The sequence below is a fragment of the Shimia gijangensis genome, from assembly GCF_900142085.1.
Classification (GTDB): domain Bacteria; phylum Pseudomonadota; class Alphaproteobacteria; order Rhodobacterales; family Rhodobacteraceae; genus Shimia; species Shimia gijangensis.
Window position 1 is genome coordinate 1 of the sequence record NZ_FQZQ01000005.1, and the last position, 22,781, is coordinate 22,781.

The window sequence follows — 22,781 nt, forward strand, 5'->3', positions numbered from 1 at the left end:
TCCAAACACGCATCACAAACAACACCCCCTCCGAGCGCGCCACAGCCTGCAAACAAGTCGAACGCATCGCCTTGCATAGATTAAAGGATCTGGTGCCCTAAGCTTTGCACCGCTCATAACGACAGAAAGGCCCGGTCATGCAGATGACAGGGCCCTTTTTTTACTTGCTTGGATGAGATGCTCAAAAGTCGACTTCGATCGCCACGCCTTTTGCGATTGCCAGGTCAACCACCGATGCCGCCACAGCCAGATCCTGAAGACCGACCCCTGTGCCATCAAACAGCGTCACTTCATCGTCACTCTTGCGACCGCGATGTGTGCCATTAATGACCGCGCCAATTTCATTGATGTCACTTTCGGCCTTGGTTCCCGCGCAAACCGCATGCTGGCTTTCGCCAAGTGAGATTGCCTGCGCGACCTCATCGGTGAACACACTGGCGCGTTCGATCAATGCAGGTTCTACTTCTTGCTTACCCACGGTGTCTGTTCCCATGCAGGCGATATGCGTGCCGTCACTGACGTGGTGGGACATCAGACTTGCTTCAAAAGACGACGTGATGGTGATAATCACATCTGCCTCGTGCAATCCGTCCAGCTCCACGGCTTCAAACGGCAGACCGGCTTGTGTTGCGACCTTTTCCAAGTTTGGCAACATTTCCGGATGCAGGTTCCAGCCGATCACCTTATCGAAGTTCCGCTGCTCAAGTGCCGCCCGCAGCTGGAATGTCGCCTGATGGCCTGCTCCGACCATACCAATCACTTTGGCATCAGAACGCGCCAAATGCTTGATCGACACTGAAGACGCCGCTGCAGTGCGCAGCGCAGTCAGCAAATTGCCTCCAACCATCGCACTGGCTTTGCCCGTATCGGGATCGAATAAGAACACTGTTGATTGGTGATTGATCAAGCCGCGTTTCTCAAGATTGTGTGGCCAGTAACCACCCGCCTTCAATCCCAATGCGGCCCCCGCCCGATCAAACCCGCCTTTGAAGCCGTAAAGCGCCTCTTCGTGCCCAATGGCTTCTCGAATGACTGGGAAGTTATGAGCATCCCCCGACGCCATCGAAGAAAACACCTTTTCAACGGCCCCAAAGGCCGCCTCTCGGGTCATCAGGCCCGCAATTTCTCTTTCAGGAACAATCCACATCGCACCCGCTCCTTCATTCATCTTGTTAGAAATACTCCGGGGAAGCTTGAGGGGGCTGGCCCCCTCATCCCATCCACCGATTAAAACGCTTTCCCGCGTGCTGACACGGGCCACAAAGTTTCTACCTTGCCGTTTCGCACACCGACATACCAATCATGCACATTGCAGGTTGGATCGCAGTGGCCGGGCACGAGGCGTAATTTGTCATTCACGCTCAACACGCCATCCGGATCGCCCACGACCCCATGCTCATCCGAACACTTCAGATACTCGACCGCATCATCACGGCCAAATACGGTTGGCAATCCACTATCCACGGATTGCGCTTTTAAACCTGCATCCACAATGGCTTTGTCAGCCTTGGTGTGGCTCATCACCGAAGTCAGAATGAACAGGGCATTGTCCCATTCCCCCTGATCTATACGATTGCCAGCCTTGTCCAGAATACGACCATAGTCTGCATCCATAAACGCGTAAGATCCACACTGGAGCTCGTTGTATACACCTGAATTGCTCTCGAAATAGTACGACCCAGTCCCGCCACCAGACACCAATTCGCATGTGATACCTTCGGCCTTCAACCCATCCACGGCGTCCCGCACCATAGCAATCGCGACGTCCAATTTGGCTTTGCGGTCTTCATAACTGTCCATGTGCTGCATCGCACCCTGATAGGCTTGAATTCCGGTGAACTTTAGGTTCTCTGCAGCGTCAATCGCCTTGGCGATCTCAACAACGGCCTCGGTCGAGTTGACGCCACAGCGTCCCGCACCACAGTCAATCTCGATAAAGATTTCCAAAGTTGTGCCGTGTTTGACGGCAGCCGCAGAAAGGTCTGCCACGTTGTCCAGATCATCCACACACACAATGATGCGCGAGCCCAGTTTGGGCAGCTGCGCAAGGCGGTCAACTTTCAAAGGATCACGTACCTGATTGGATACAAGCACGTCCTTGATGCCACCGCGCACGAACACTTCGGCCTCAGACACTTTTTGGCAGCACACACCAACTGCGCCACCCAGTTCTTCCTGAAGTTTGGCGACATCCACGGATTTGTGCATTTTTCCGTGTACCCGATGCCGCATACCATGTGCCGCTGCGTAATCGCCCATCTTCTTTATGTTACGCTCCAGCGCATCCAGATCCAGGATTAGCGCCGGGGTCTGGATGTCAGCCTCGTCCATACCTGGCAGAGCCGGCACATCAAAGCCCACGATCAATTCGTCAAATTTAGTTTGTGCATTCATGTTCTTCACTCCGATGTTCAGCTGTTCATCCAGGGCAATTTGTCGAGATCGACATTACCACCGGTGATGATGACACCCACGCGTTTTCCCGCGAAGACTTCTTTATTCTTGAGGATGGTGGCCAGCGGCACAGCCGAGGAAGGCTCCATCACAATCTTCATACGCGCCCAGATAAGACGCATCGCATCGATAATTTCTTGCTCTGACGCGGTCAGAATGTCTGTCACGTGACTGGACACGAAATGCCAGGTCAAATCCTTGAGCGGCACCTTGAGCCCATCGGCCACAGTGACGGGTGCGTCGTCTGCAATGATGCGACCCGCCTTGAACGACCGATAGGCATCGTCAGCCTGTTCGGGTTCCGCAGCATAAATCGCTGTCTCTGATGCAAGGGTCGACAGGGTCAAACAAGTGCCTGAAATCATGCCGCCACCGCCAATTGGCGCAATCACAGCGTCCAGACCACCGGTTTGCTCAATCAATTCGCGCGAACAGGTCCCCTGCCCGGCAATGACGCGCGGATCATTATAGGGATGTACAAAATCGGCACCGGTGCGTTCCTGTACCTCGGCAAAGACCGCTTCGCGGCCGGTTGTGGATGGTTCACATTCGGTGATCTGGCCACCATAGCCGATCACTGCGTCCTTTTTTGCCTGCGGGGCGGTATGCGGCATTACCACATGGCATGGAATTCCCCGTCGACCGGCCGCATAGGACAAAGACAGTGCGTGATTGCCCGAGCTGTGCGTTGCCACCCCGCGCGCCGCTTGCTCATCGCTAAGACCGAACACTGCGTTTGACGCACCACGCACCTTAAACGCGGCTGCTTTTTGAAAGTTTTCACACTTAAAAAACAGGTTAGCGCCGGTCAATTCGTTCAGAAACGAAGACGTCAGGACAGGCGTTTCATGCACATAAGGCCTGATGCGTTCATGCGCGGTCAGCATGTCGTCAAAGGTAGGAATAATCATGTCGACGGTATCCTTCATCACGCAGCCGCTTTGAGGGTGTAACCCGTGGTTTGCCGATAGACTTCCTGCGCGGCGGCCACACCCGATCCAAGTTGGATATCGAGCCCAATGTCGACCATGCACATCTCGGCGGTGGCGATACCAGACAAGGCCATCACATCAGTCAGCGATCCAAGGTGGCCAATCCGGAACACTTTGCCGGCAACCTCACCCAATCCGACACCGAAGGCGACTCCGTATACATCCGCAGCATGGCTGACGATGTCAGTCGCATTGAACCCTTCCGGAGTCATAATAGCGCTGACGCTGTCGGAGTAGAGATCCGGCGACTGTGCGCAGAGGGTCAGGCCCCATGCATTCACAGCGGCGCGAACCCCGTTGGCAATGCGGTTGTGACGGGTAAAGACGTTCTCCAGCCCCTCATTCAGCAACATCTCGGTCGCCAGCTTCAGCCCGTTCAACAGGCCCACTGCAGGCGTGTAGGGATAGGCGTTGTTGGCATAGCCCGCCGCCATATCGCGAATGTCAAAAAAGGTGCGCGGCAGGGTTGCGGTTTCCACCTGTGCCATGGCTTTGGGCGAAAAGCCGATGATGGCCAGACCAGCGGGCAGCATAAAGCCCTTTTGCGAGCCGGTCACAGCGATGTCGACGCCCCATTCGTCCATGCGGAAATCCATCGAACCAATCGACGACACACCATCCACATACAAGAGCGCCGGGTGGCCCGCATTGTCGAGTGCGCGGCGCACGCCAGCGATATCGCTTTTGACGCCGGTGGCGGTCTCGTTATGGGTCGCCAGAACAACCTTGATCTCGTGGTTTTTGTCGGCGCGCAGGATCTCTTCGTAGCGATCCGTTGGAACGCCAGCGCCCCAGGCCGCTTCGACGATCTGCATGTCCAGCCCGTGGCGGGTGCACATGTCGATCCAGCGATGGCTGAACATGCCATTGCGCGCCGCGAGAACCTTATCCCCGGCTGACAGCGTGTTGGTCAGCGCGGTTTCCCAGCCACCGGTGCCGGTTGACGGGAACACGAAAACCTCAGCCGTTTTGCTTTTCAGAACTTGCTTCACGCCGTCCAGCGCGGGGTGCAGAATTTCGGCAAACAATGACGAGCGGTGATCCAGCGTCGGCATATCGGCCGCACGACGCAAGGCTTCGGGCATGTTGGTCGGGCCGGGAATGAATACAGGATTTTGAAAGCTCATGTCAGCCTCCTCTTGGGAATGTCCGGGTCAATTTATAGGTGCATTGGTTGTGAGTAAATTTTTTTGAAAAGGTTTTTCAAAATCAAATAATCCAGATAAACGTACACAAATTCAAAATGTTACATTTTTTTATTGAGTGAATTCAATTTTCAAAGTATTTCTTAAAATGACCAGATCACAGCCCAAAGGCCCCATAATGCAGCCACCACTCCGCAAGAAAGGCCGCCCCAAGGCGTTCAACTCCGACGCTGCGGCAAACCCGATTCAATCGCTGGATCGGGCGTTGATCGTGCTGGAAACCCTTGCCGGGCACTCGGGTCTTACCTTGTCTGAGATTGCTGAGAAGCTGGATCAGTCCGCAGCCACGATGTACCGGGTACTGACAACACTTGCGGCCCGTGGATTTGTGGAAAGTGAGCCGCAGACGCAGGAATGGCACATTGGCCCGGCCTCGTTTCGGCTGGGTTCAGCGTTTTTGCGACGCTCCAGTGTTGTTGAACGGGCGCGCCCGGTGATGCGAACCCTGATGGAGGCGACAGGGGAAACTGCCAACCTTGGCATCGAAAAAGACAACATGGTGATGTTCGTCAGCCAGGTGGAAACCCACGAGTCGATCCGGGCGTTCTTTCCGCCCGGCACCCTGTCGCAGATGCATGCCTCGGGCATTGGCAAGGCGCTCTTGAGCCTGTTCCCCGAACGGCGTCTTGAGCGTTTCCTGCGAGAGCAGACCCTAACGGATTTCACGGAAAAAACCCTGAGCGACCCCGACGCTATTCGCGCCGAGATGGCCAGATCGCGCGCGCAGGGGTTTGCGGTGGATGACGAAGAGAAAAATCTGGGAATGCGCTGCGTCGCCGCGCCGATCACGAACTTCTATGGTGAAGCCGTGGCCGGCATTTCCGTGTCTGGTCCCGTGAGCCGCATGACCTCGGACCGTATCCCCGAGGTGGCAGCGCTGGTAAAGGCGGCCGCCGGGGAATTGTCTCAAGGATTGGGGGCAGACACCCCCAACCCTGAAAAGTAGCGGCTCAGGCAGAGCGCAGAGCACGCGCTGGTGGCAGATCCACACCCTTTTGCGCACGCCCTGCCACATAGACCTGTTCGACCGACCGGTCGTCGCCCATGATCTGCAGAATGAACAGCTCTTCCGACAGGGTTTCTGCGCGCTGAGACCGAAGCGCCATCGCATCGGTGGCCGATGTGTTCAGCACCACGATGTCAGCGTCCGTACCGGCATGCAGCGTACCGATCCGATCCTGCATTCCCATTGCCACGGCATTGCCGCGCGTGATCCAGTGAAAGGCGCGCAAGGGATGCAGTTTCTGCCCCTGCAATTGCAGAACTTTGTAGCCTTCGTTCAGAGTTTGCAGCATGGAATAGCTGGTGCCCGCGCCGATATCGGTGGCAATCGCATTGGTGATGCCCTGCTCTCGCAACCCGCCGTCATCGAACAATCCACTGCCCAGAAACAGGTTTGAGGTCGGGCAGAACACCGGATGCGCGCCCCGCTCAGCGAGCGACGCAATCTCGCGATCTTCGAGGTGAATGGCGTGCCCCAGAAAGGTCTTTGGCCCCACCAGCCCATAGCGTTCATAAACATCGAGATAGTCGCGGGCCTGTGGGTACAGCGATTTGGTAAAGGCGATCTCGTCCTTGTTTTCCGACAGATGCGTCTGGACAAAGCAATCGGGGTGTTCTGTCGCAAGCGCCCCCGCCATCTCCATCTGCTCCGGCGTGGACGTAATAGAAAATCGCGGCGTGATCGCGTAGTGCGCGCGGCCCCGCCCGTGCCAGCGGTCAATCAGCGCCTTGCTGTCGTCATAACCCGATCGCGGCGTGTCGCGCAGCCCGTCGGGCGCGTTGCGGTCCATCATCACCTTGCCGCCGATCATGCACATGTTGCGGCGCGCGGCTTCGGTGAAATAGGCATCCGCACTGCCCGCATGAACCGAGCAGAAAGACATTGCTGTCGTCGTCCCGTGGCTGGTCAACAGATCAAAAAACGCACGCGCCATGGCGTCGGCGTGGCCCTGATCGGCAAAACGCACCTCTTCGGGGAATGTATAGTTGTTCAGCCAGTCCAACAGCTGATCCCCCCAGCTGGCAACCACTTGCACCTGAGGGAAATGAATATGCGTGTCGATGAAACCGGCCATCAAAAGATGTGGCCGGTGGTCGACCTCGGTCAGCCCCGGTTGTTTCAGGGCGTCGTAATCTCCAATGGCTTCGATCTTGCCATCGGCCACAATCAGCGCGCCATCTGCGAAATAGTCATAGGCCTCTGTATCGGCCTCATTCACGGGGTCTGCGTGGAAGTTCAGCACGCGCCCGCGCAACAGCTGTCTTTGTCCAGAAACGGTCATGTTTGATATCCGGTAAAATAGGTGCTGCGGGCGAAGGATGCCGCCCGCAGTCAGGATCAGATTGGGTTATTCCGCCGGAACTTCGTCGACGACGACGTTGGGGTTTTCCAGATCATCTTCCTTGTGGAACATCGGATAGATGAACAGGAACCCAGCCGCGATCAGATAACCGATGGTCACGCCATCCAGCGTCGGCATATGCAGGCTGGCCGAATGCACGATACCGATGGCTGACATCACGGCACCCGCAAAGGCAAAGCCACCGGCGTTCTTGAACTTGCCGTCAATGACCGAGGCCACAATCGCCCCCCAGACCAGACCGGTGATGATCGCGCCTTGTGACAGCGCCAGATGCCCCTGGAAATGCGCCCCCTGCTGCAAGAGGGCAGCAGTCAGCGCTTCGTCGCCAAGACGTGGCAGACCTTCGACGCCGGTGGCACCAAGCGCGTTCATCAATGAGCCCCATTTGATCATCAAAAAGGCCGAGACATGTGGCATCATTGCCAGCGTGACGGCGGCCATGTGGTCGGTTTTCACCGAATGCGCGGTATTGGTGATCAGGCTGAGCGCCACAAACACCAGAACCGGCGCGGCGGCAGCCACGGGGATCAGGTTGTTGAGGAACGCCAGAAGGCCAAAGAACGCCGCCAACGGGATCACGATGCCCACACCAATGATATAGCCCGAATGCGCGCCCATGCGTTTATAGGCCGGATGACCGATATAGGCAGTGGTCGGAAAGGGCGAGCCGAACAGCGCACCAATCATCGTACCAGCACCATCAATAACCTGACAGGTGGCCACTGGGTAGTGATCCCCCGCAGCTTCGGCACTTTCGACGTTGTTCATGGTCTCGATGAAGTTATAGATCTGCACCGGCACCAGCACGAGGAACAGTTCCGGGTTGGCAAAGAGATGCTGAATACCTGCAATCAGGTCACCGAAATAGGGCATCGGCGCGTAGACACCCACGCCTTCAAAGCTGACCGAGGCCTTGCCGGTCAGCAACGCCACCATCGTACCGATCAGCAGCGCCAACAGGCCCGCTGGAATGTTGAACGGCAGGCGGAAACGGCCCACCAGCCCCCAGAGGATGATGATCAGCGAGGCAAAACCAATAAACGGATCTTCAAAGATTGTGGCCAGCGGCACAGTGCCGATAAACACCAGCGCGATGCCGCAGAGCGTGCCCAGCATACCGGCGCGCGGTGTCACGCGTTTCAGGAACGGGCCGACAATGGCCCCAAACGCCGCGACGATACCACCGATAAAGCCAGCACCGATGCCAACCTGCCAGGCGAGTGTTGCATCGCCTGTCGACCAGTAGATCGGGCCGATCACGCCAAACAGATAGACGAACATCACCGGGGTCGAGATGCCATATGGCAGCGCTGTTACGTCCCGGCCATGTTGCGCGGCGGCGCGCTTGGCCAAAACCACATAAACCGCGATGCCTGCCATAATCGCCACGGCAGCACCGGGGACAATGCGCCCGAACACGATCTCGGCGGGCATGTTGAACACAAACTGACAAACCCCGGCCAACACCATCAGGTTGATCAGGTTATCGGTAAACAACGCCCAAAAGGCACTGAAATCGCTGCGATGAAACAGCTTGTAGGTGTAACTCATTTCCGTCATGACGGACCTCCTCCAGTTACAGGATGAGGCTCAGACGTGATCCTTTCGGATTGTCTTCTGCCTCACCAATGGATCGCCCTGAGTGGGCGGTTCACTTGCCCCCGGGGGGGCGCTGGTTTCGGCAGGTTCAGAGGTCAATGCCGTGATCACTTCGGCCACGACTTGCGCGGCGATCACGGACGGCCGCTTGTCGCGGCTACCGCCTGCCCCAATAGGGCAGATCAACGTGTCGATGGACAGGCCATCGCACTGATTTTTGCACCAAGATTTGAACTTGGCGCGCTTTGTTTTCGAGCCGATCAGCCCGACATAGGCCGCATCATTGCGTTCCAGCGCAGCGGATGACAGCAGGAAATCAAGGGCGTGATCGTGGGTGAGCACGACAAAGGCGCTGCGTTTGGGGGCCTGTGCAATGTCGACCTCGGGCAAGGGCGTCAGCCGGGTCTCGACGTTGGCGTGGCTAAGACCGAGTTCCTCGGCGCGCTGATCAATCAGGACGCATTTCACCGGCATGTGCTGAAACAGATCCGCCAGCGCCCGTCCCACATGGCCCGCCCCCAGCACATAGACATGTGGCAGGGCCTGCTCATCCGCGCGGGCGCGCGTTTTCGCTATGTCTTTGGCTGCCTGATCCATTTCGATCAGGGTAATACGAACCCGCCCGCCACAGCATTGCCCGATCTCCGGGCCCAGCGGCACGTCCATTTCACCCGCCCTGTCACCACGTTTCAGCATGGCCCGGGCTTCGTCAATCGCCATATACTCCAGCTGGCCACCACCGATGGTTCCGTTCAGCGCATCCGGCGCGACAAACATGCGCGTGCCCGCTTCGCGCGGGGATGATCCCCGCACATCCGCAAGGCACACTTCCACAACGCGGTCATGCCGCTCAAAGAAGTCGCTGATATCCACCGAAACCATCAGATTACGCCCCTTTGAGCTGCTCAACAGCCATCAGAACACGTTCCGGCGTCGCGGGCGTGTCCAGACGCGGACAGGTTTTGTAATCGGCCACCGATGCCACCGCCATCGACAGCGCCTCGAGCACTGCAATACCCAGCATAAAGGGTGGCTCGCCCACGGCTTTCGATCGTTTGATGGTCAACTCGCGGTTTTCCGACCAGTCAGCCAGATTGACGTTAAAGATGCGCGGACGATCCGAGGCCAGCGGGATCTTGTAGGTCGATGGCGCATGGGTGCGCAATGCGCCCTTGTCATCCCACCACAGCTCTTCGGTGGTCATCCACCCCATGCCCTGAATGAACGCGCCTTCGACCTGGCCCTTGTCGAGGATCGGGTTCAGGGAATTGCCCACATCATGCAAAATATCCGTGCGATCAATGACATACTCGCCAGTCAGCGTGTCGATGCTGACCTCGGAACAGGCGGCACCATAGGCGTAGTAATAGAACGGGCGCCCCTTGCCAGCCGCACGATCCCAGTGGATTTTCGGCGTTTTGTAAAAGCCTGCCGCCGAGAGCTGAACCCTCGCCATATAGGCGCGTTTGACAAAGTCGCCAAAGGCAAAGACCTCAGATCCAACGCGCACCTGATTGGGTTGGAATTCGACCTCATCCGCCGAAACACCCCACTCTTCCACGGCAAAGGCAACAAGCCGCTCTTTGATCTGATCGCAGGCGTTCAGCGCGGCCATGCCGTTGAGGTCTGATCCGCTTGAGGCCGCCGTGGCCGATGTGTTCGGCACCTTTTCCGTTGTCGTCTTAGTGATCTTGATGGTGTCGAAATCGACCTGAAAGGCCTCCGCCACAACCTGCGCCACTTTGGTGTTGAGGCCCTGCCCCATTTCCGTACCGCCGTGGTTCAGATGGATCGAGCCATCGTTATAGACATGCACCAAAGCGCCGGCCTGATTGTACCAGGTCGCGGTGAACGAGATGCCGAATTTGACCGGTGTCAGCGCGATGCCCTTGCGGATGATGCCACCCTTGGCGTTGTGCTCCAGAATGGCCTGTCGACGGGCCTGATACTCTGACGTGTCCTCAAGTTCGCCGATCAGGCGGTCCAGAATATTGTCTTCGACCTGCTGATGATAGGGCGTCAGGTCCCGCCCTTCGCCGCCATAAAAGTTGGCTTTGCGCACCTCAAGCGGGTCCTTGCCCAGCGCATAGGCAATCTCTTCAATCATGCGTTCGGCAGCCACCACGCCCTGTGGTCCGCCAAAGCCGCGAAAAGCCGTGTTTGAGACCGTGTTGGTCTTCATCGGCTGGCTGACCAGTTTCACATGCGGATAGAAATAGGCATTGTCGGCGTGAAACAGCGCGCGGTCCGTGACCGGGCCAGACAGGTCCGAAGACCAGCCACAGCGCGCAGCAAAGTCACCTTTGACCGCCTCGATACGGCCATCATTGTCAAAGCCGACCTCGTAATCGACGACAAAGTCATGGCGCTTGCCGGTGGCCGTCATGTCCTGATCGCGGTCGGGGCGGATTTTCACCGGCACGTTCCACTTTTTCGCGGCCATTGCGGCAACGACACAGAACAGGTTCATCTGGCTTTCCTTGCCGCCAAATCCACCACCCATACGGCGCACATTCACCACCACGGCGTTCGACGGCACGCCCAGAACATGGGCCACCATATGCTGCGCCTCGGACGGGTGCTGGGTTGAGCAATGCACAATCACATCGTCGTCTTCGCCGGGAATGGCAAAAGCAATATGCCCTTCCAGATACATGTGATCCTGACCGCCAATGCTCATCCGACCAGCCACGCGATTGGTGGCTTTCGGCATCTCAGCCTCAGCCGCTCCGCGTGCGAGTGTCAGATTGTCGGTGATATGAGGATACCCGGCATCCTGTGCCGCAATCGGGTCCAGCGCGTGGCGCAGGACATCGCAATCGACGACGGCCCGCTCTGCCGCCCTGCGGGCGTTGTCGCGGGTGTCGGCAACCACGGCAAACAGCGGCTGGCCGTGGAATTCGATCTTCTCGGTCGGAAACACCGGCTCGTCATTGCGGCCCGTGGGGCTGACGTCATTGTGGCCGGGAATGTCTGCGGCGGTCAGCACGCCGACCACACCGGGGGCGGCGCGTACAGCCTCAAGGTCTATGCCGTTCAGCGTGGCATGCGCCACGTTCGACACGCCAAGATAGGCATGCAGCGTGCCGATGGGTTCGGGGATATCGTCGGTGTATTCCGCTCGCCCCGAGACATGTTTGATGGCGCTGTCATGGCGCAGATCGGTGTTTACGCCACCTTTGATAGACGCGGATTGTGTCATGTTTTTTCCCATCGTCATGCGCTCAGCCGGGCGGTGTCATCGCCATTTTGTTCCAACCAGAATCGGCGCAGCAGGTTTTGCGCCACTTTCAGGCGGTATTCAGCGCTGGCGCGCCAATCAGTCAGCGGGGCGAAATCCTGTGTCAGAGCTTGTGCGGCAGCCTCAAAACTTGCCTCGGCCATCGCTTGCCCAACAAGCGCGGCTTCGGCCTGCGCGGCCCGTTTCGGTGTTGCCGCCATGCCACCAAAAGCCAGGCGCGCCGCAACGATCCTGCCATTCTCAACCTCAACCGCGAGCCCTACGGCAACCGATGAGATGTCTTCGTCGCGACGTTTCGAAATCTTATAGGCCGCGTGACGCCAGTCGCCTTGCGAAACGGGAATATGGATCTCTTCGACAAAATCCCCGGCAACCCGATCCTGTTTGCCGTAGGCGACAAAGAAGTCTTGCAATGCGACCTGACGGCGCTCAGCCCCACGGCGCAGGGTGATCGACGCATTCAGCGCGATCAAAACTGGCGGTGTGTCTCCAATAGGTGATCCATTCGCGATATTGCCGCCAATTGTCCCCATGTTGCGCACCTGCCACCCAGCGATACGCGACCAGTACTCGGCCAGATGCGGGAAGGCAGAGGTCAATGTTTCTTCGGCTTCGGAATAGCTGACACCGGCACCCAAACGTATACGATCCGCATCGGAATTTATGGACTTTAGGTCATCCATTAGCCCGATAAAAATCGCGGGGCCAATCGGGCGCAGAAACTTTGTCACCCAAAGGCCCACATCCGTTGCGCCTGCCACGATGGTTGCATTTGGGTTAGCAACCAGAACTTCAGCAAGATCATCAACAGATGCCGGAATAATTGCACGGTTGTCGTCCGGGCCCGCTTCAACCCGAGAGCCATCACTCAGCGCATTTAGTTTTGCAGCAACAACGGCGCGTTCCTGCACCAAAAAATCTGACGCGGGCGTGCCGTAGCGGCTGATGGCATGCGCGGCACGAATGATAGGGGCATAGCCCGTACAACGGCAAAGGTTGCCTTGCAGAGCCGTTTCAATCTGATGTTCCGAAGGCTCTGGCACTTCCATCCAAAGTGCGTAAAGCGACATTACAAAACCAGGGGTACAAAACCCGCATTGGCTGCCGTGCTCTTCAACCATGGCCTGCTGCACAGGGTGCAACGCGCCATCTTTGCCGCGCAGATGCTCAATCGTGACCACATGGCAGCCATCAACCGAAGCAAGGAACCGGATACACGCATTCACAGCTTCATAGCGCATTTGCCCTTCGTGAAGACGCCCCACCAGCACAGTGCAAGCCCCACAGTCGCCTTCGGCGCAACCTTCTTTGGTGCCGGTCAGACGCTGATCAAGGCGCAGAAAATCCAAAAGCGTGTTTGACGCCCCAAGATCGGAGATAGAGATATCCCTGTCGTTCAACAGAAAGCGGATTTCGCTGCGGACGCCCATTATATTCCTCCGATGGCTAGTGGCAGTGCGGACAAGATTGCACTCTACTCTTTGTGGCTTTTATTGAAAATGCAAACAGTCCAGATTCTCTCTCTTGGAATATTTGATAATCAGTATTTGATTTATGACGCCACGACCTTAACCGCTAGACAATGTTCGGTAAAAGCAAATGCAGATGCCCCAATGCCCGCTCTTGTGCATCTTGTGGCGTTACCTTCTCGCCTTGCAAATGCATCTGCAACCAAAGCCCATCAATAAAACAATCGATAGATTGGGCCAGAATCTCAGGGTTTTCCGAAGGGACTAACGCCCGACAGGTATCGATCATCGCATCGGTCCGCTGGCGTTCGGCATCCCGACAGAAGTCATCATACCAGTTGTGGGCATTTCCTTCGCCCCAAAAAGCAAACCACAGCGCTAACTGCTGCGGGGAACATATGCTGGGATCAAAGTCAGCACGCACCAATCCTGTGATGCGCTCCGCCGGATTGATAAGATCAAGCGCGGGCTGCCAAAGTTGCATGTAGTCTTCAATCAGATGACGGCAGGTGGCATTCAGCAGGCCCGATTTGGACTTGAAGTGAAACACAAGAACGCCCTGGCTGACGCCCGCGCGGTCCGCCACCTTCGCCAGCGTTGTGCCACTTAGCCCCTGCATGGCCACAACCTCGACCACGGAAGTTAAGATACGCGCCTTCATCCGGCGGCTGGTAGGGGAGTCTGTCTCATTCGTCACAACTTGGTCCATATCCAGACAATACCATCAACCTCGGGCTCTTCGCAACTTTTTTGAGCGTGCGCTCAGTTAAATTTGACTAATCACTCAGTTTTCTGCTAAAGCACCTCCAAACGCCAAGTAACAGGACAAATGCCATGACCTCTCGCCCTTCCAGAACCCGTCGCGCCGGTGGCCGTGCTGCACGCGTCGCGATGCGTGAAGATACCAGGGACGAAACACGCCAAGCGGTTCGCGCAGGTCTTGAGGGCGGAACATACAACCCGCTGAGCGATCATGATCTGCGATCAATCCACAAAGCAGCACTGGATATTCTGGCGGATGTGGGCATTGGCGATGCCACAGACGAAGTAATTGAGCTGGCCACCGAACAGGGCTGTTTCGTGAACGCACACGGGCGGCTCAGCTTTCCTCATGCGCTGGTAGAGGACCTTCTCACCAAAGCTGCCCGCGAATACACGGTCTACAGCCGCGATCCGATGCATGCGGACGTGCATGTCGGAGGCAACAAGGTCAATTATTGCACAAGTGGCGAGGCTGTTTCGATCTTGGATTATGAATCCCGGAGCTATCGCCCCTCAACCCTAATCGACCTCTACGACACCGCGCGGGTTGTTGATGCCCTGCCCAACATTCACCAGTTCGGCCAGACCGTGGTTCCGACCGAGCTGGTTGACCTTTATGAGCATGACATCAACGTGGTTTATGCGGTTTTGGCGGGTACGACCAAACCTGTCGAGCACACATTCAATACAGTCGAATCGATCCCTCACGCGCTTGAAATGTACGCTATGGTGGCCGGCGGCGAAGACAAATTCCGTGAGCGTCCCTTTGTCAGCTTCGGTGGCTGCCCGATCGTTTCGCCTTTGCGTTTCGCGCAGGAAAACTTGGATGTTCTGGTCACTACCAGTCGCCTCGGCCTTGTGAACGACATTGCAATCGCTCCTCAATCCGGGGCAACGGCCCCGTCTTTCCTCGCCGGTGCTCTTGTTCAGGTCACGGCTGAGGCTCTGGCCTGTCTTTGTGTGGTCAACATGGTCAACCCCGGCTGCCCAATGTCTTTTGCGGCCTGGCCCTTTGCGGTTGATCTGCGCACAGGTGCCTTTGCAGGCGGATCGGCAGAAGTCGCCGTGTCCATGGCCGCCGTTGCACAGATTGGTCGTTTTTACGACCTGCCGACAACCGTTGCAGCATCCATGTCAGACGCCAAAATGCCTGACGCGCAGATGGGTTATGAAAAGGGCATCACATCCGTGGTCGCAGGCCTTGCGGGGGCCAACCGTGTTCTAGAATCTGCGGGCATGATGGCCAGCCTGATGGGCTGCTCGTTCGAAGCTTTGGTGATCGACAATGACATGCTGGGCATGGCCCAACGGGTTGTGCGCGGCATTGAAGTCAGCGACGAAACCCTAAGCGTCGACACCATCAAAGCCGCTGTGTTGGGAGATGGGCATTATTTGGGGGCCGGTGACACATTGAAATCCATGAAAACTGAATACGTCTATCCAGCGACCGCAGATCGGTCCTCTCAACAGGTATGGATCGCAGAAGGCGCAAAAACCATGGATGAACGTGCCCACGAAGCCGCAGGAAAACTGCTGGCCGAACATTTCGTCAACGCCATCCCGGCAGATGTGGACAAAGCAATCCGGGAAAGGTTCCCGATCAAATTGCCAAAGAACCGGATGGCCCCGAGGGTTGCTTAACCCTCGCGGAACCGCGCCAAAACATCTTTCGCAACCTGCATCACGGCTTCGTCCGGAGCGGCGGGCGGCGGGGCTTTGCGGCGCTCGGCGAGATCCAGTGCAATTCGTTCAAACAGATCCTGATCTGGCAAGCCCCCATTGCTAAGAGGGATGTTCGGGCCAAGATAGCGCGAGTTCCAAACTTGCGTGCGGCAGTTATCAACCGTGTGCTGTTCTGCCAAATACTGTCCCTTGGGGCCAAGGCTATCGATCAGGTCCGTGCCAATCTGTTCATCGGTGACAGATACCCCTTCCCACATCTTGCGCAACATTCCGGCCTGATCATCGCTGAACAACAACGCCACTTCGGAAAACGTGAGCCCCTGATCCAGCGAACCGAGATAGTCGACGGTCGCGGGGCGGTGGTAAAAGATGTTCATGGTGCTGGCAGACAGCTCCCACACGGCATCCTGATTGAACCGACGCGCTACTGTGCATCCACCTGAGGCCGTCAGCGACGGAAACCCCAAGGAACGCCGCACTTGCGCCGCCGCCATGTCGCCCATCGACATCTGCGAGAAACTGCCAATCGCACCAGTGGCAGGCTCCATAAAGAAAACGTCTGACCCGCCCATGCAAAAGCTGCCCTCGACGGCCAGCTGCCCCAAAACGATGGCGGCAAAATCTGTCATCAGACAATGCACCAGACAGCCGGCCAATGTGATTGGCGAAGAGGCACCACCAATAGAGAGCGTTCCAACGCCAACCGGCACCCCTGCCCGCACAGCTGACAGAATCTGATCAATGTGGATTTGCGCAAAGCTCACCGGCAATGGCGTCACCAGATGAAAGAAGTACGGCTTGTCACGCAGCGCATCGGCACTGCCCCGCACTGCGGTGGCCATCTCAATCACCGCATCAAGCGAAACAGGATACTCGCAAAGATACTCCAGAGGCTTGGTTGTGTTTTCCATCATGCAGAGGAATTCGTCGATTTCTCCATGGATGGTCGAATCTGCCACGTTTTTGACTGACACACAGATCATGTCGATGTTCGGTAGCCCGTCTGACAGACGGGTTATGGCGGCAAGGTCCTCGCGGGTCGAAGGCCGGGGTTCGCCGGTGGCATCATCATAAACACCAATGTTGGTCATGCCCGGCATGAAGATCGTGTTTTCGTTGTCAATCGTGACCGGGTTTTCGCCGTTGCGATCATAAAGAACAGTTTTGCGCGCCACGGTTTCCAAAGCGCGCTGGGTCACAGCCTCGGGAATTTTCACGATCCCGTCGTCTCCCAACGTGCACCCAGCATCGCGTAACAGATCATCCGCCTCTGTACCCGGTTCGAACACAATCCCGGAACTCGCCATCAACGAAATCGCCGTGCCGATCACCTTGGTCACTTCGGAATCACTTAACGGCCCGTAGGCAGGCGTCGCCCCAAAATGTCGGGTGCTGGGACGCACATTTTCCTGAGTTTCGGGTTGTTTCCGTGTACGACCGCGACGCATTGCAGTTCCTTTTATTTAGATTTCAAAGGGCTTTAACGGAAAATAGCAGCAAAATGGGTCTTGTCGCAAATAGTTTTATTGAGCGCTCAAATAAAATTTGTTAGGACACACCCAAAGAAATGTGGCAGGAAAAGACTTGTGCAAAGCAATTTGCCATGCCTCGAATGAGAACTTGGTCCACGAAACAAGGACACCGAAATGGGAATGACACTCGACAAAGAGGCCCGACAGGGACTCACACTGCTCAGTCCAACAGCCCTTTACGCGTTGTTGATGCTGGCAGCCCCTTTGGCGATGGTGGTGACATTTAGCTTCTGGACACAGAACTATCTGGACATCGAGACTACACTGACGCTGGACAACTACCGCGAAGCCTGGAGCAAGCCGATCTATCAGGTTTTGATGATTCGGTCGCTGAAGATTTCGCTGCTGGTCACTGTTGTGACGGTCGTTCTGGCCTTTCCCATCGCCTATTTCCTGTCGTTTCACGTCAAAAACCGCAAAGCGCTGTGGCTGTTCCTGATCACTGTACCTTTCTGGACCAGCTACCTGCTGCGCGTCTTCCTTTGGAAAGTGATCCTTGGTTATAACGGCGTTTTGAACACGGCCCTGATGGAACTCGGTCTGATTGCCGAGCCGCTGACCTTTATCCTGTACAACGCGAATGCTGTGGTTTTGACGCTGGCCCACGCATGGGCTCCGTTTGCGATCCTGCCGATTTTCGTCGCGTTGGAAAAGATTGACCGATCGCTTCTGGAAGCCGCCGAAGATCTGGGCGACGGTCCTGTGCGCCGGTTCTTCCGCATCACGTTGCCTCTGGCTATGCCAGGCGTGATTGCGTCAACTCTGATCGTGCTGATCCCGACTGTGGGCGACTTTATTACCCCTAAACTCGTCGGAGGTACCGACGGATTGATGATTGCGAACATGATCCAGATTCAGTTTGGCAAAGCCAATAACGCGCCTCTTGGGGCGGCCTTGGCAGTGTCATCAATGATGATCGTCGCCGTTATCAGCTTGATAATTTATGCCGCAGGTAAGAAATTTGGAGGGAGAGTGCAATGAGTTCGCTTAGCAAATACCTCTCAGGCAAATGGCTGACCGTCTACGCGGTAGTCTACATGTTATTCTTGTACGCACCGGTTTTCTTGCTACCAATGTTTGCCTTTAACGACGCAACCATCATTTCGTTTCCACTTCAGGGCTTTACAACCAAATGGTTCGACGTGCTTTGGGAGACCCAGGCCCTTCATGGGGCCGTGCGAAACAGCGCAACGGTGGCCATCTCAACCGCTGTGATCAGCACCATTCTTGGGGCTTGCGCCGCGCGGGCTTCTGCACGCTACCGCTTTCCGGGCAAGCGCCCGGTTATGGGGTTCATTATGCTGCCGCTGGTGCTGCCCGAGATTATTGTGGCCGTATCGCTGCTGGTCCTGTTGATGCAGCTCGGCATGTCCCTGTCACTCTGGACGGTAGTCGCCGGTCACGTGCTGATCTGCACGCCATTTTCCATCGCCATTCTGAGTTCAGCTTTTCAGGGCCTCGACAACAGTCTGGAAGAGGCCTCTTTCGACCTGGGAGAAAGCCGCTGGGGCACGTTCCGGCGCGTCATCTTGCCTTTGGTCATGCCCGGCGTGGTGTCCAGCCTGTTGATCTGCTTCACCATCTCGTTGGATGAATTCATCATCGCGTTTTTCCTGACCGGCACGGATGTCACCCTGCCCGTCTATATCTGGAGCCAGTTGCGCTTCCCGACAAAACTGCCCTCGGTCATGGCCCTGGGCACCATCTTGCTGGCTCTGTCCGTGGTTCTTCTGATCCTCGCGGAATGGTTCCGCCGTCGTGCGGCTAAGAAACAGGGCATTGAGGCTTCGGCCGGAGGATTTATGTAATGGCGGCTATCGACGCAAATGACATCATCGTTCTAAGCGATGTCACCAAAACTTTCGGCACGTTTCAGGCGCTGAAAGGGATCAATGCGGGCATCCGCGAGGGCGAATTCTTTTCTCTGTTGGGCCCGTCTGGCTGTGGCAAAACCACATTGCTGCGCATGATTGCCGGTTTTGATGAACCAACCACCGGCACCATCGACATTAATGGCAAACCAATGGCCGGGATTTCAGCCAACAAGCGCCCCACCAACATGGTGTTCCAAAGCTATGCAATTTTCCCGCATCTCAGCGTTGCGGAAAATGTTGGCTATGGACTAAAAACCCAAAAAATGCCCAAGAAAGAGATCGCTACGGAGGTCGACAAAGCCCTCGACATGGTTGATCTGCACGGGCTGGGCGACCGCGGCGCGCATGAATTGTCGGGCGGTCAGCGTCAGCGTGTGGCGCTTGCGCGGGCACTGGTGATGCGACCCAAAGTGATCTTGCTGGACGAGCCTCTTTCGGCGCTGGATAAGAAACTGCGCGACCAGATGCAGGTAGAACTGCGCTCTTTGCAGCAAACCCTTGGCATTACTTTCATTCTGGTGACACACGATCAGGAAGAGGCGCTGATCATGTCAGACAGAATTGCGGTGATGTTTGAAGGTGAGATCGCTCAACTGGCATCCCCCGAAGAGCTGTATCGCCGCCCGCGAACCAAACGGGTTGCCTCTTTCATTGGCGTGATGAACTTTCTCGATGCCAAACTTGGGTCGCAAGACGAAACCACATTGACCATCAACATTGATGCTTTGGGCCCCGTTCAGGTCCCTATCGACATCGCGCCGGCCGGTCTCAATCCTGCAACGATTGATGCGGTTGGAATCCGCCCCGAAATGCTGACTGTCCTTGGTGATGGAAATGACAATGCCGAGCACAAAGTCGAAGGCGAGGTCACTGGAACGGCGTATTACGGCGATATGACTTATTATACGGTGCAATTGCCCGGCAGCGGCGAACCTGTCACTATATCCATGCGCAACACGGCAGGCCGTTCGGTTCTGCCTGCTGGCAGCAAGGTCATGGTCAGATGGGGGGCGGAATCCGTCGTGCTTTTCGAATAGCACATCCGCAGGCCGCCAAGCGATGATCGGGAGGACACCGCATGAGCGACAATGAACTGCACTACGACAATCAGGTTATCCACTTTCTTGAGGACATGTGGGGAGACGGGTTTCTGTCTCCCGGCGGAGCAGAAGAAGCGACGCTTGTAGTCGAAGGGTTGGACCTTCGCGGTAAAACCGTTCTCGACATAGGAAGCGGTTCGGGTGCAATCGCCGTGCTTTTGGCGGGAACGCTTGGGGCAAAGAAAGTGATCGGCATTGACGTTGAGGAGCCGGTCGTCAATGAGGCCCGCCAACGAGCAGCCGCGGCGGGGCTTTCAGACAGGATCGATATCCAGCTAGTCGAACCCGGCCCCTTCCCGTTTCCCGAAAACAGCTTTGACATCGTCTACTCAAAAGACTCAATTATCCATATCCCGGACAAAGAAACTCTGAGCCGTGATGTTTATCGCGTGTTGCGGCCCGGCGGGTGGTTTGCGGCGTCAGACTGGCTGATTTCGCACGACAACACCCCGTCACCCGAAATGCAGGACTATATCACGGCAGAGGATCTGGATTTCGCCATGGCCTCGCCTGGTCGGTACACCCGCGCCTTGGCAGATGTCGGGTTTTCCCAAATCTCGTTGCGCAATCGCAACCCATGGTACCGGGAAGTCGCGGCAGGTGAACTAAACCGGCTAACGGGCCCTGAACGATCCAAACTGGAACAAGCCCATGGTGAAACCTTTATTGCAGACCAGGTTTCGACTTGGAGCAAAATGATGCCGGTGCTCAAGTCTGGCGAACACTGTCCACATCATATTCGGGGTCAAAAGCCGAGTTAATCGGAAAATCCCGATCTTTTTTCCAACTTGCAAACGATGCAGATTAATGACCAACCATCGATCAGCGGCGATCGATGGTTGATGTGTGGTTTCGGCATTGAAACTATGTATTTAAGCTAAACTAAGTTGAGGTATTGATCACGAATAGTTTGCGCATATGCTCGTGAATGACCCACTCCCCTTTCCAACCTTGTGGCAGGATCAACAGGTCACCCGGTCCGATCTCTCGGGTTCCGCTACCGTCAGCATTGGTCACTGAAGCGCGCCCAGAAATGATATGGCAATATTCGCCGGCAGATGTTCGGTCGGCCGTGAAATGACCGGGCGTGCACTCCCAAACGCCAATAGACGTGTTCTCATCTGGTGAAGTCCACAGAACAACGGCAGCTTCTTCTTGTCCTTCGGTGAGAGTCGTAGGTTTCGGTGCAAAGGCACTCAGCGGTGTATCTGCAAGGTTTTCGAAGGTTTTCAGATCAATCAATGGAATTCTCTTTCTTGGGGCTAAGGGCAAACAAGCAAAAAGCCCCGGCCATTTGACCGGGGCTTCCTGATTTCTCTCCGTGAGTGGATTTAGAAACCAGCTTTGATGAGTTCGAACTCAGCAATCATCTTTTCACGCAGTTCTGATGGTACTGGTGACTGCCACAAGGTTTTCGCCCGGCTTTGCTCGTTCGATGCCAGCCCGACGGCCGCCAGATCGGCTTCAGCCATGGCTGCCATTGCGGTTGCGTTACCGTGGCCATAGCCCCAGTAACCAACCAGATAGTTGGCAGTTGCAGGCTCGAGCCATGCGTTGATGAAGTCATAGAACTTGTCTTCGGAGCCCGGCGCATCCGCCAGTTTGGTATACCCACAAACCCAAGCCGAGCTGCCTTCGTCTGTATCTTTGTTGATCGCGATTGGGTGACCTTCGTAAGACATGGTCGAGAAAGTCTCGTTCCAGGCCCATGACAGGTACACTTCGCCGCTTTGCATCAACTGAGCCAGAGACGCGCCGTCGGCCCAATAGGTGCGCACGTTCTGATGAACTTTGCGCAGGAAATCAGATGCAGCTTTGAACTCTTCGTCCGTTGCCTTGGTCCAGTCGGTCACGCCAGTGGCCAGAAAACCCAATGCATAGGCGTCGTCAACGTTGTCACCAACCGAAATGCGGCCTGCGTGCTTAGGGTCAGCAAAGGCTTGCAGCGATTGCACATCTTCCGCCTTCAGGTGCTCTGTGTGATAGGTGACCAGCGTGTTGCCCCAATCGACCGGAATAAAATAATACTCACCATCTTTTTGGAAAGCGGGAATGTCACGGAACGACGTTTCCAGCTCGTCCCAGCGATCAATGCGGCTAATGTCCAGCGGTGCCAGAAGGCCAGCTTCGATCCATTTTGGAACGGATTGCGAGCAAGGGTGCGCCATGTCAGCTTTAAAGCCGGAACGTAGTTTCTGGAACGCTTCTTCTTCGTCGCCGAAGAAGGCATAGGTTGGGCTGTCGCCATGTTTGGCAGTATAGGCTTTGAAGAACTCGGGGTCTTCGTAACCCGCCCAGTCAAAGATAACCAGATCAGCGTCGGCGGCCATGACTGCACCAGCAGTCAGCGACAAGGCGGCTGCGATACACGTCGCCGTCTTTCTAAAGTGATACATATTTCTCTCCCTGTTTGGTGGCGTGGACCATCTGAGTTTTTCAGACAGACCAGTTCAACAAAAAATTTATGCGGGAACATCACTTGACTCAAGGTTTAATTGAGCGCT

The 22,781-nt window shown here is 56.2% G+C and carries 19 protein-coding genes; 6 read left to right on the top strand and 13 right to left on the bottom strand.

Going from position 1 to position 22,781, the window contains the following annotated elements; all coding sequences use genetic code 11:
• Nucleotides 1-181: 181 nt before the first annotated feature.
• The 4 genes from bhcD to bhcA all read right to left on the bottom strand — a co-directional run bounded on the left by bhcD (nucleotide 182) and on the right by bhcA (nucleotide 4,573).
• Nucleotides 182-1,147: an iminosuccinate reductase BhcD gene (bhcD, locus tag BUC32_RS05680; RefSeq protein WP_073250884.1), complete on the bottom strand. Its 966-nt coding sequence runs from the start codon at nucleotides 1,145-1,147 to the stop codon at nucleotides 182-184.
• 80 nt (nucleotides 1,148-1,227) lie between these two features.
• Nucleotides 1,228-2,394: a 3-hydroxy-D-aspartate aldolase BhcC gene (bhcC, locus tag BUC32_RS05685; protein WP_073250523.1), complete on the bottom strand. Its 1,167-nt coding sequence runs from the start codon at nucleotides 2,392-2,394 to the stop codon at nucleotides 1,228-1,230.
• A gap of 17 nt (nucleotides 2,395-2,411) precedes the next feature.
• Complete coding sequence (gene bhcB / locus BUC32_RS05690) at nucleotides 2,412-3,383, bottom strand: beta-hydroxyaspartate dehydratase BhcB (RefSeq protein ID WP_073250525.1); 972 nt, start codon at nucleotides 3,381-3,383, stop codon at nucleotides 2,412-2,414.
• The gene (gene bhcA / locus BUC32_RS05695) at nucleotides 3,383-4,573 is read right to left on the bottom strand and encodes an L-aspartate--glyoxylate aminotransferase BhcA (protein ID WP_073250527.1); all 1,191 of its coding nucleotides are present in this window, start codon (nucleotides 4,571-4,573) and stop codon (nucleotides 3,383-3,385) included. Before bhcA ends, bhcB begins: the two co-directional genes overlap by 1 nt.
• A 196-nt stretch (nucleotides 4,574-4,769) precedes the next feature.
• On the opposite strand from bhcA, the gene bhcR reads away from it, so the two are divergent.
• Complete coding sequence (gene bhcR, locus BUC32_RS05700; protein WP_073250529.1) at nucleotides 4,770-5,597, top strand: HTH-type transcriptional regulator BhcR; 828 nt, start codon at nucleotides 4,770-4,772, stop codon at nucleotides 5,595-5,597.
• Nucleotides 5,598-5,601: 4 nt separating this feature from the next.
• On the opposite strand, the gene guaD is transcribed toward bhcR, so the two are convergent.
• The 6 genes from guaD to BUC32_RS05730 all read right to left on the bottom strand — a co-directional run bounded on the left by guaD (nucleotide 5,602) and on the right by BUC32_RS05730 (nucleotide 14,023).
• A complete protein-coding gene (gene guaD / locus BUC32_RS05705) occupies nucleotides 5,602-6,936 on the bottom strand; it encodes a guanine deaminase (protein WP_073250531.1) in 1,335 nt (444 codons plus the stop codon).
• Nucleotides 6,937-7,002: 66 nt separating this feature from the next.
• The gene (locus BUC32_RS05710; protein ID WP_073250533.1) at nucleotides 7,003-8,577 is read right to left on the bottom strand and encodes a xanthine/uracil/vitamin C permease; all 1,575 of its coding nucleotides are present in this window, start codon (nucleotides 8,575-8,577) and stop codon (nucleotides 7,003-7,005) included.
• A gap of 30 nt (nucleotides 8,578-8,607) precedes the next feature.
• On the bottom strand, nucleotides 8,608-9,498 hold the full coding sequence (xdhC, locus tag BUC32_RS05715) for a xanthine dehydrogenase accessory protein XdhC (RefSeq protein ID WP_073250535.1): 891 nt from the start codon (nucleotides 9,496-9,498) through the stop codon (nucleotides 8,608-8,610).
• Between the two features lie 4 nt (nucleotides 9,499-9,502).
• Nucleotides 9,503-11,818: a xanthine dehydrogenase molybdopterin binding subunit gene (gene xdhB, locus BUC32_RS05720; RefSeq protein ID WP_073250886.1), complete on the bottom strand. Its 2,316-nt coding sequence runs from the start codon at nucleotides 11,816-11,818 to the stop codon at nucleotides 9,503-9,505.
• A 14-nt stretch (nucleotides 11,819-11,832) separates the two neighbouring features.
• On the bottom strand, nucleotides 11,833-13,287 hold the full coding sequence (gene xdhA / locus BUC32_RS05725; protein WP_073250537.1) for a xanthine dehydrogenase small subunit: 1,455 nt from the start codon (nucleotides 13,285-13,287) through the stop codon (nucleotides 11,833-11,835).
• 145 nt (nucleotides 13,288-13,432) lie between these two features.
• The gene (locus tag BUC32_RS05730; protein ID WP_175556903.1) at nucleotides 13,433-14,023 is read right to left on the bottom strand and encodes a TetR family transcriptional regulator C-terminal domain-containing protein; all 591 of its coding nucleotides are present in this window, start codon (nucleotides 14,021-14,023) and stop codon (nucleotides 13,433-13,435) included.
• 137 nt (nucleotides 14,024-14,160) lie between these two features.
• On the opposite strand from BUC32_RS05730, the gene BUC32_RS05735 reads away from it, so the two are divergent.
• Entirely contained in the window at nucleotides 14,161-15,729 is a 1,569-nt protein-coding gene (locus BUC32_RS05735; RefSeq protein WP_073250542.1) for a trimethylamine methyltransferase family protein, read from the top strand.
• Here the strand turns inward: BUC32_RS05735 and BUC32_RS05740 are convergent.
• Nucleotides 15,726-17,219 (bottom strand): trimethylamine methyltransferase family protein, encoded by a 1,494-nt coding sequence (locus BUC32_RS05740; RefSeq protein ID WP_073250544.1) that lies wholly within the window; start codon nucleotides 17,217-17,219, stop codon nucleotides 15,726-15,728. The two genes, BUC32_RS05735 and BUC32_RS05740, sit on opposite strands and share 4 nt — an antisense overlap.
• 198 nt (nucleotides 17,220-17,417) lie before the next feature.
• On the opposite strand from BUC32_RS05740, the gene BUC32_RS05745 reads away from it, so the two are divergent.
• The 4 genes from BUC32_RS05745 to BUC32_RS05760 are packed head-to-tail and all read left to right on the top strand — an operon-like array spanning nucleotide 17,418 to nucleotide 21,038.
• Nucleotides 17,418-18,284 carry an ABC transporter permease gene (locus tag BUC32_RS05745; protein WP_073250546.1) on the top strand — a complete coding sequence of 289 codons (867 nt, stop codon included), beginning with the start codon at nucleotides 17,418-17,420 and terminating at the stop codon, nucleotides 18,282-18,284.
• Nucleotides 18,281-19,111 carry an ABC transporter permease gene (locus tag BUC32_RS05750; protein WP_073250547.1) on the top strand — a complete coding sequence of 277 codons (831 nt, stop codon included), beginning with the start codon at nucleotides 18,281-18,283 and terminating at the stop codon, nucleotides 19,109-19,111. The genes BUC32_RS05745 and BUC32_RS05750 overlap by 4 nt, the downstream gene beginning before the upstream one ends.
• On the top strand, nucleotides 19,111-20,214 hold the full coding sequence (locus BUC32_RS05755; protein ID WP_073250549.1) for an ABC transporter ATP-binding protein: 1,104 nt from the start codon (nucleotides 19,111-19,113) through the stop codon (nucleotides 20,212-20,214). Before BUC32_RS05750 ends, BUC32_RS05755 begins: the two co-directional genes overlap by 1 nt.
• Before the next feature lie 41 nt (nucleotides 20,215-20,255).
• Nucleotides 20,256-21,038, top strand: coding sequence for a methyltransferase domain-containing protein (locus tag BUC32_RS05760; protein ID WP_073250551.1), 783 nt, complete (start codon nucleotides 20,256-20,258; stop codon nucleotides 21,036-21,038).
• Nucleotides 21,039-21,159: 121 nt separating this feature from the next.
• Here BUC32_RS05760 and BUC32_RS05765 read toward each other — a convergent pair whose 3' ends face one another.
• Together BUC32_RS05765 and BUC32_RS05770 are read right to left on the bottom strand one after the other, a co-directional pair.
• Nucleotides 21,160-21,519, bottom strand: a complete 360-nt coding sequence (locus tag BUC32_RS05765) for a cupin domain-containing protein (protein WP_073250553.1) — start codon at nucleotides 21,517-21,519, stop codon at nucleotides 21,160-21,162.
• An 89-nt stretch (nucleotides 21,520-21,608) separates the two neighbouring features.
• Nucleotides 21,609-22,673, bottom strand: a complete 1,065-nt coding sequence (locus tag BUC32_RS05770) for an extracellular solute-binding protein (protein ID WP_073250555.1) — start codon at nucleotides 22,671-22,673, stop codon at nucleotides 21,609-21,611.
• Nucleotides 22,674-22,781 lie beyond the last annotated feature (108 nt).

What these genes read in the sequence shown, in the direction of transcription:
- bhcD (WP_073250884.1), bottom strand. Translation starts at nt 1,147, where the DNA reads ATGTGGATTGTTCCTGAAAGAGAAATTGCGGGCCTGATGACCCGAGAG.
- bhcC (WP_073250523.1), bottom strand. Translation starts at nt 2,394, where the DNA reads ATGAATGCACAAACTAAATTTGACGAATTGATCGTGGGCTTTGATGTG.
- bhcB (WP_073250525.1), bottom strand. Translation starts at nt 3,383, where the DNA reads ATGAAGGATACCGTCGACATGATTATTCCTACCTTTGACGACATGCTG.
- bhcA (WP_073250527.1), bottom strand. Translation starts at nt 4,573, where the DNA reads ATGAGCTTTCAAAATCCTGTATTCATTCCCGGCCCGACCAACATGCCC.
- bhcR (WP_073250529.1), top strand. Translation starts at nt 4,770, where the DNA reads ATGCAGCCACCACTCCGCAAGAAAGGCCGCCCCAAGGCGTTCAACTCC.
- guaD (WP_073250531.1), bottom strand. Translation starts at nt 6,936, where the DNA reads ATGACCGTTTCTGGACAAAGACAGCTGTTGCGCGGGCGCGTGCTGAAC.
- BUC32_RS05710 (WP_073250533.1), bottom strand. Translation starts at nt 8,577, where the DNA reads ATGACGGAAATGAGTTACACCTACAAGCTGTTTCATCGCAGCGATTTC.
- xdhC (WP_073250535.1), bottom strand. Translation starts at nt 9,498, where the DNA reads ATGGTTTCGGTGGATATCAGCGACTTCTTTGAGCGGCATGACCGCGTT.
- xdhB (WP_073250886.1), bottom strand. Translation starts at nt 11,818, where the DNA reads ATGACACAATCCGCGTCTATCAAAGGTGGCGTAAACACCGATCTGCGC.
- xdhA (WP_073250537.1), bottom strand. Translation starts at nt 13,287, where the DNA reads ATGGGCGTCCGCAGCGAAATCCGCTTTCTGTTGAACGACAGGGATATC.
- BUC32_RS05735 (WP_073250542.1), top strand. Translation starts at nt 14,161, where the DNA reads ATGACCTCTCGCCCTTCCAGAACCCGTCGCGCCGGTGGCCGTGCTGCA.
- BUC32_RS05740 (WP_073250544.1), bottom strand. Translation starts at nt 17,219, where the DNA reads ATGCGTCGCGGTCGTACACGGAAACAACCCGAAACTCAGGAAAATGTG.
- BUC32_RS05745 (WP_073250546.1), top strand. Translation starts at nt 17,418, where the DNA reads ATGGGAATGACACTCGACAAAGAGGCCCGACAGGGACTCACACTGCTC.
- BUC32_RS05750 (WP_073250547.1), top strand. Translation starts at nt 18,281, where the DNA reads ATGAGTTCGCTTAGCAAATACCTCTCAGGCAAATGGCTGACCGTCTAC.
- BUC32_RS05755 (WP_073250549.1), top strand. Translation starts at nt 19,111, where the DNA reads ATGGCGGCTATCGACGCAAATGACATCATCGTTCTAAGCGATGTCACC.
- BUC32_RS05760 (WP_073250551.1), top strand. Translation starts at nt 20,256, where the DNA reads ATGAGCGACAATGAACTGCACTACGACAATCAGGTTATCCACTTTCTT.
- BUC32_RS05770 (WP_073250555.1), bottom strand. Translation starts at nt 22,673, where the DNA reads ATGTATCACTTTAGAAAGACGGCGACGTGTATCGCAGCCGCCTTGTCG.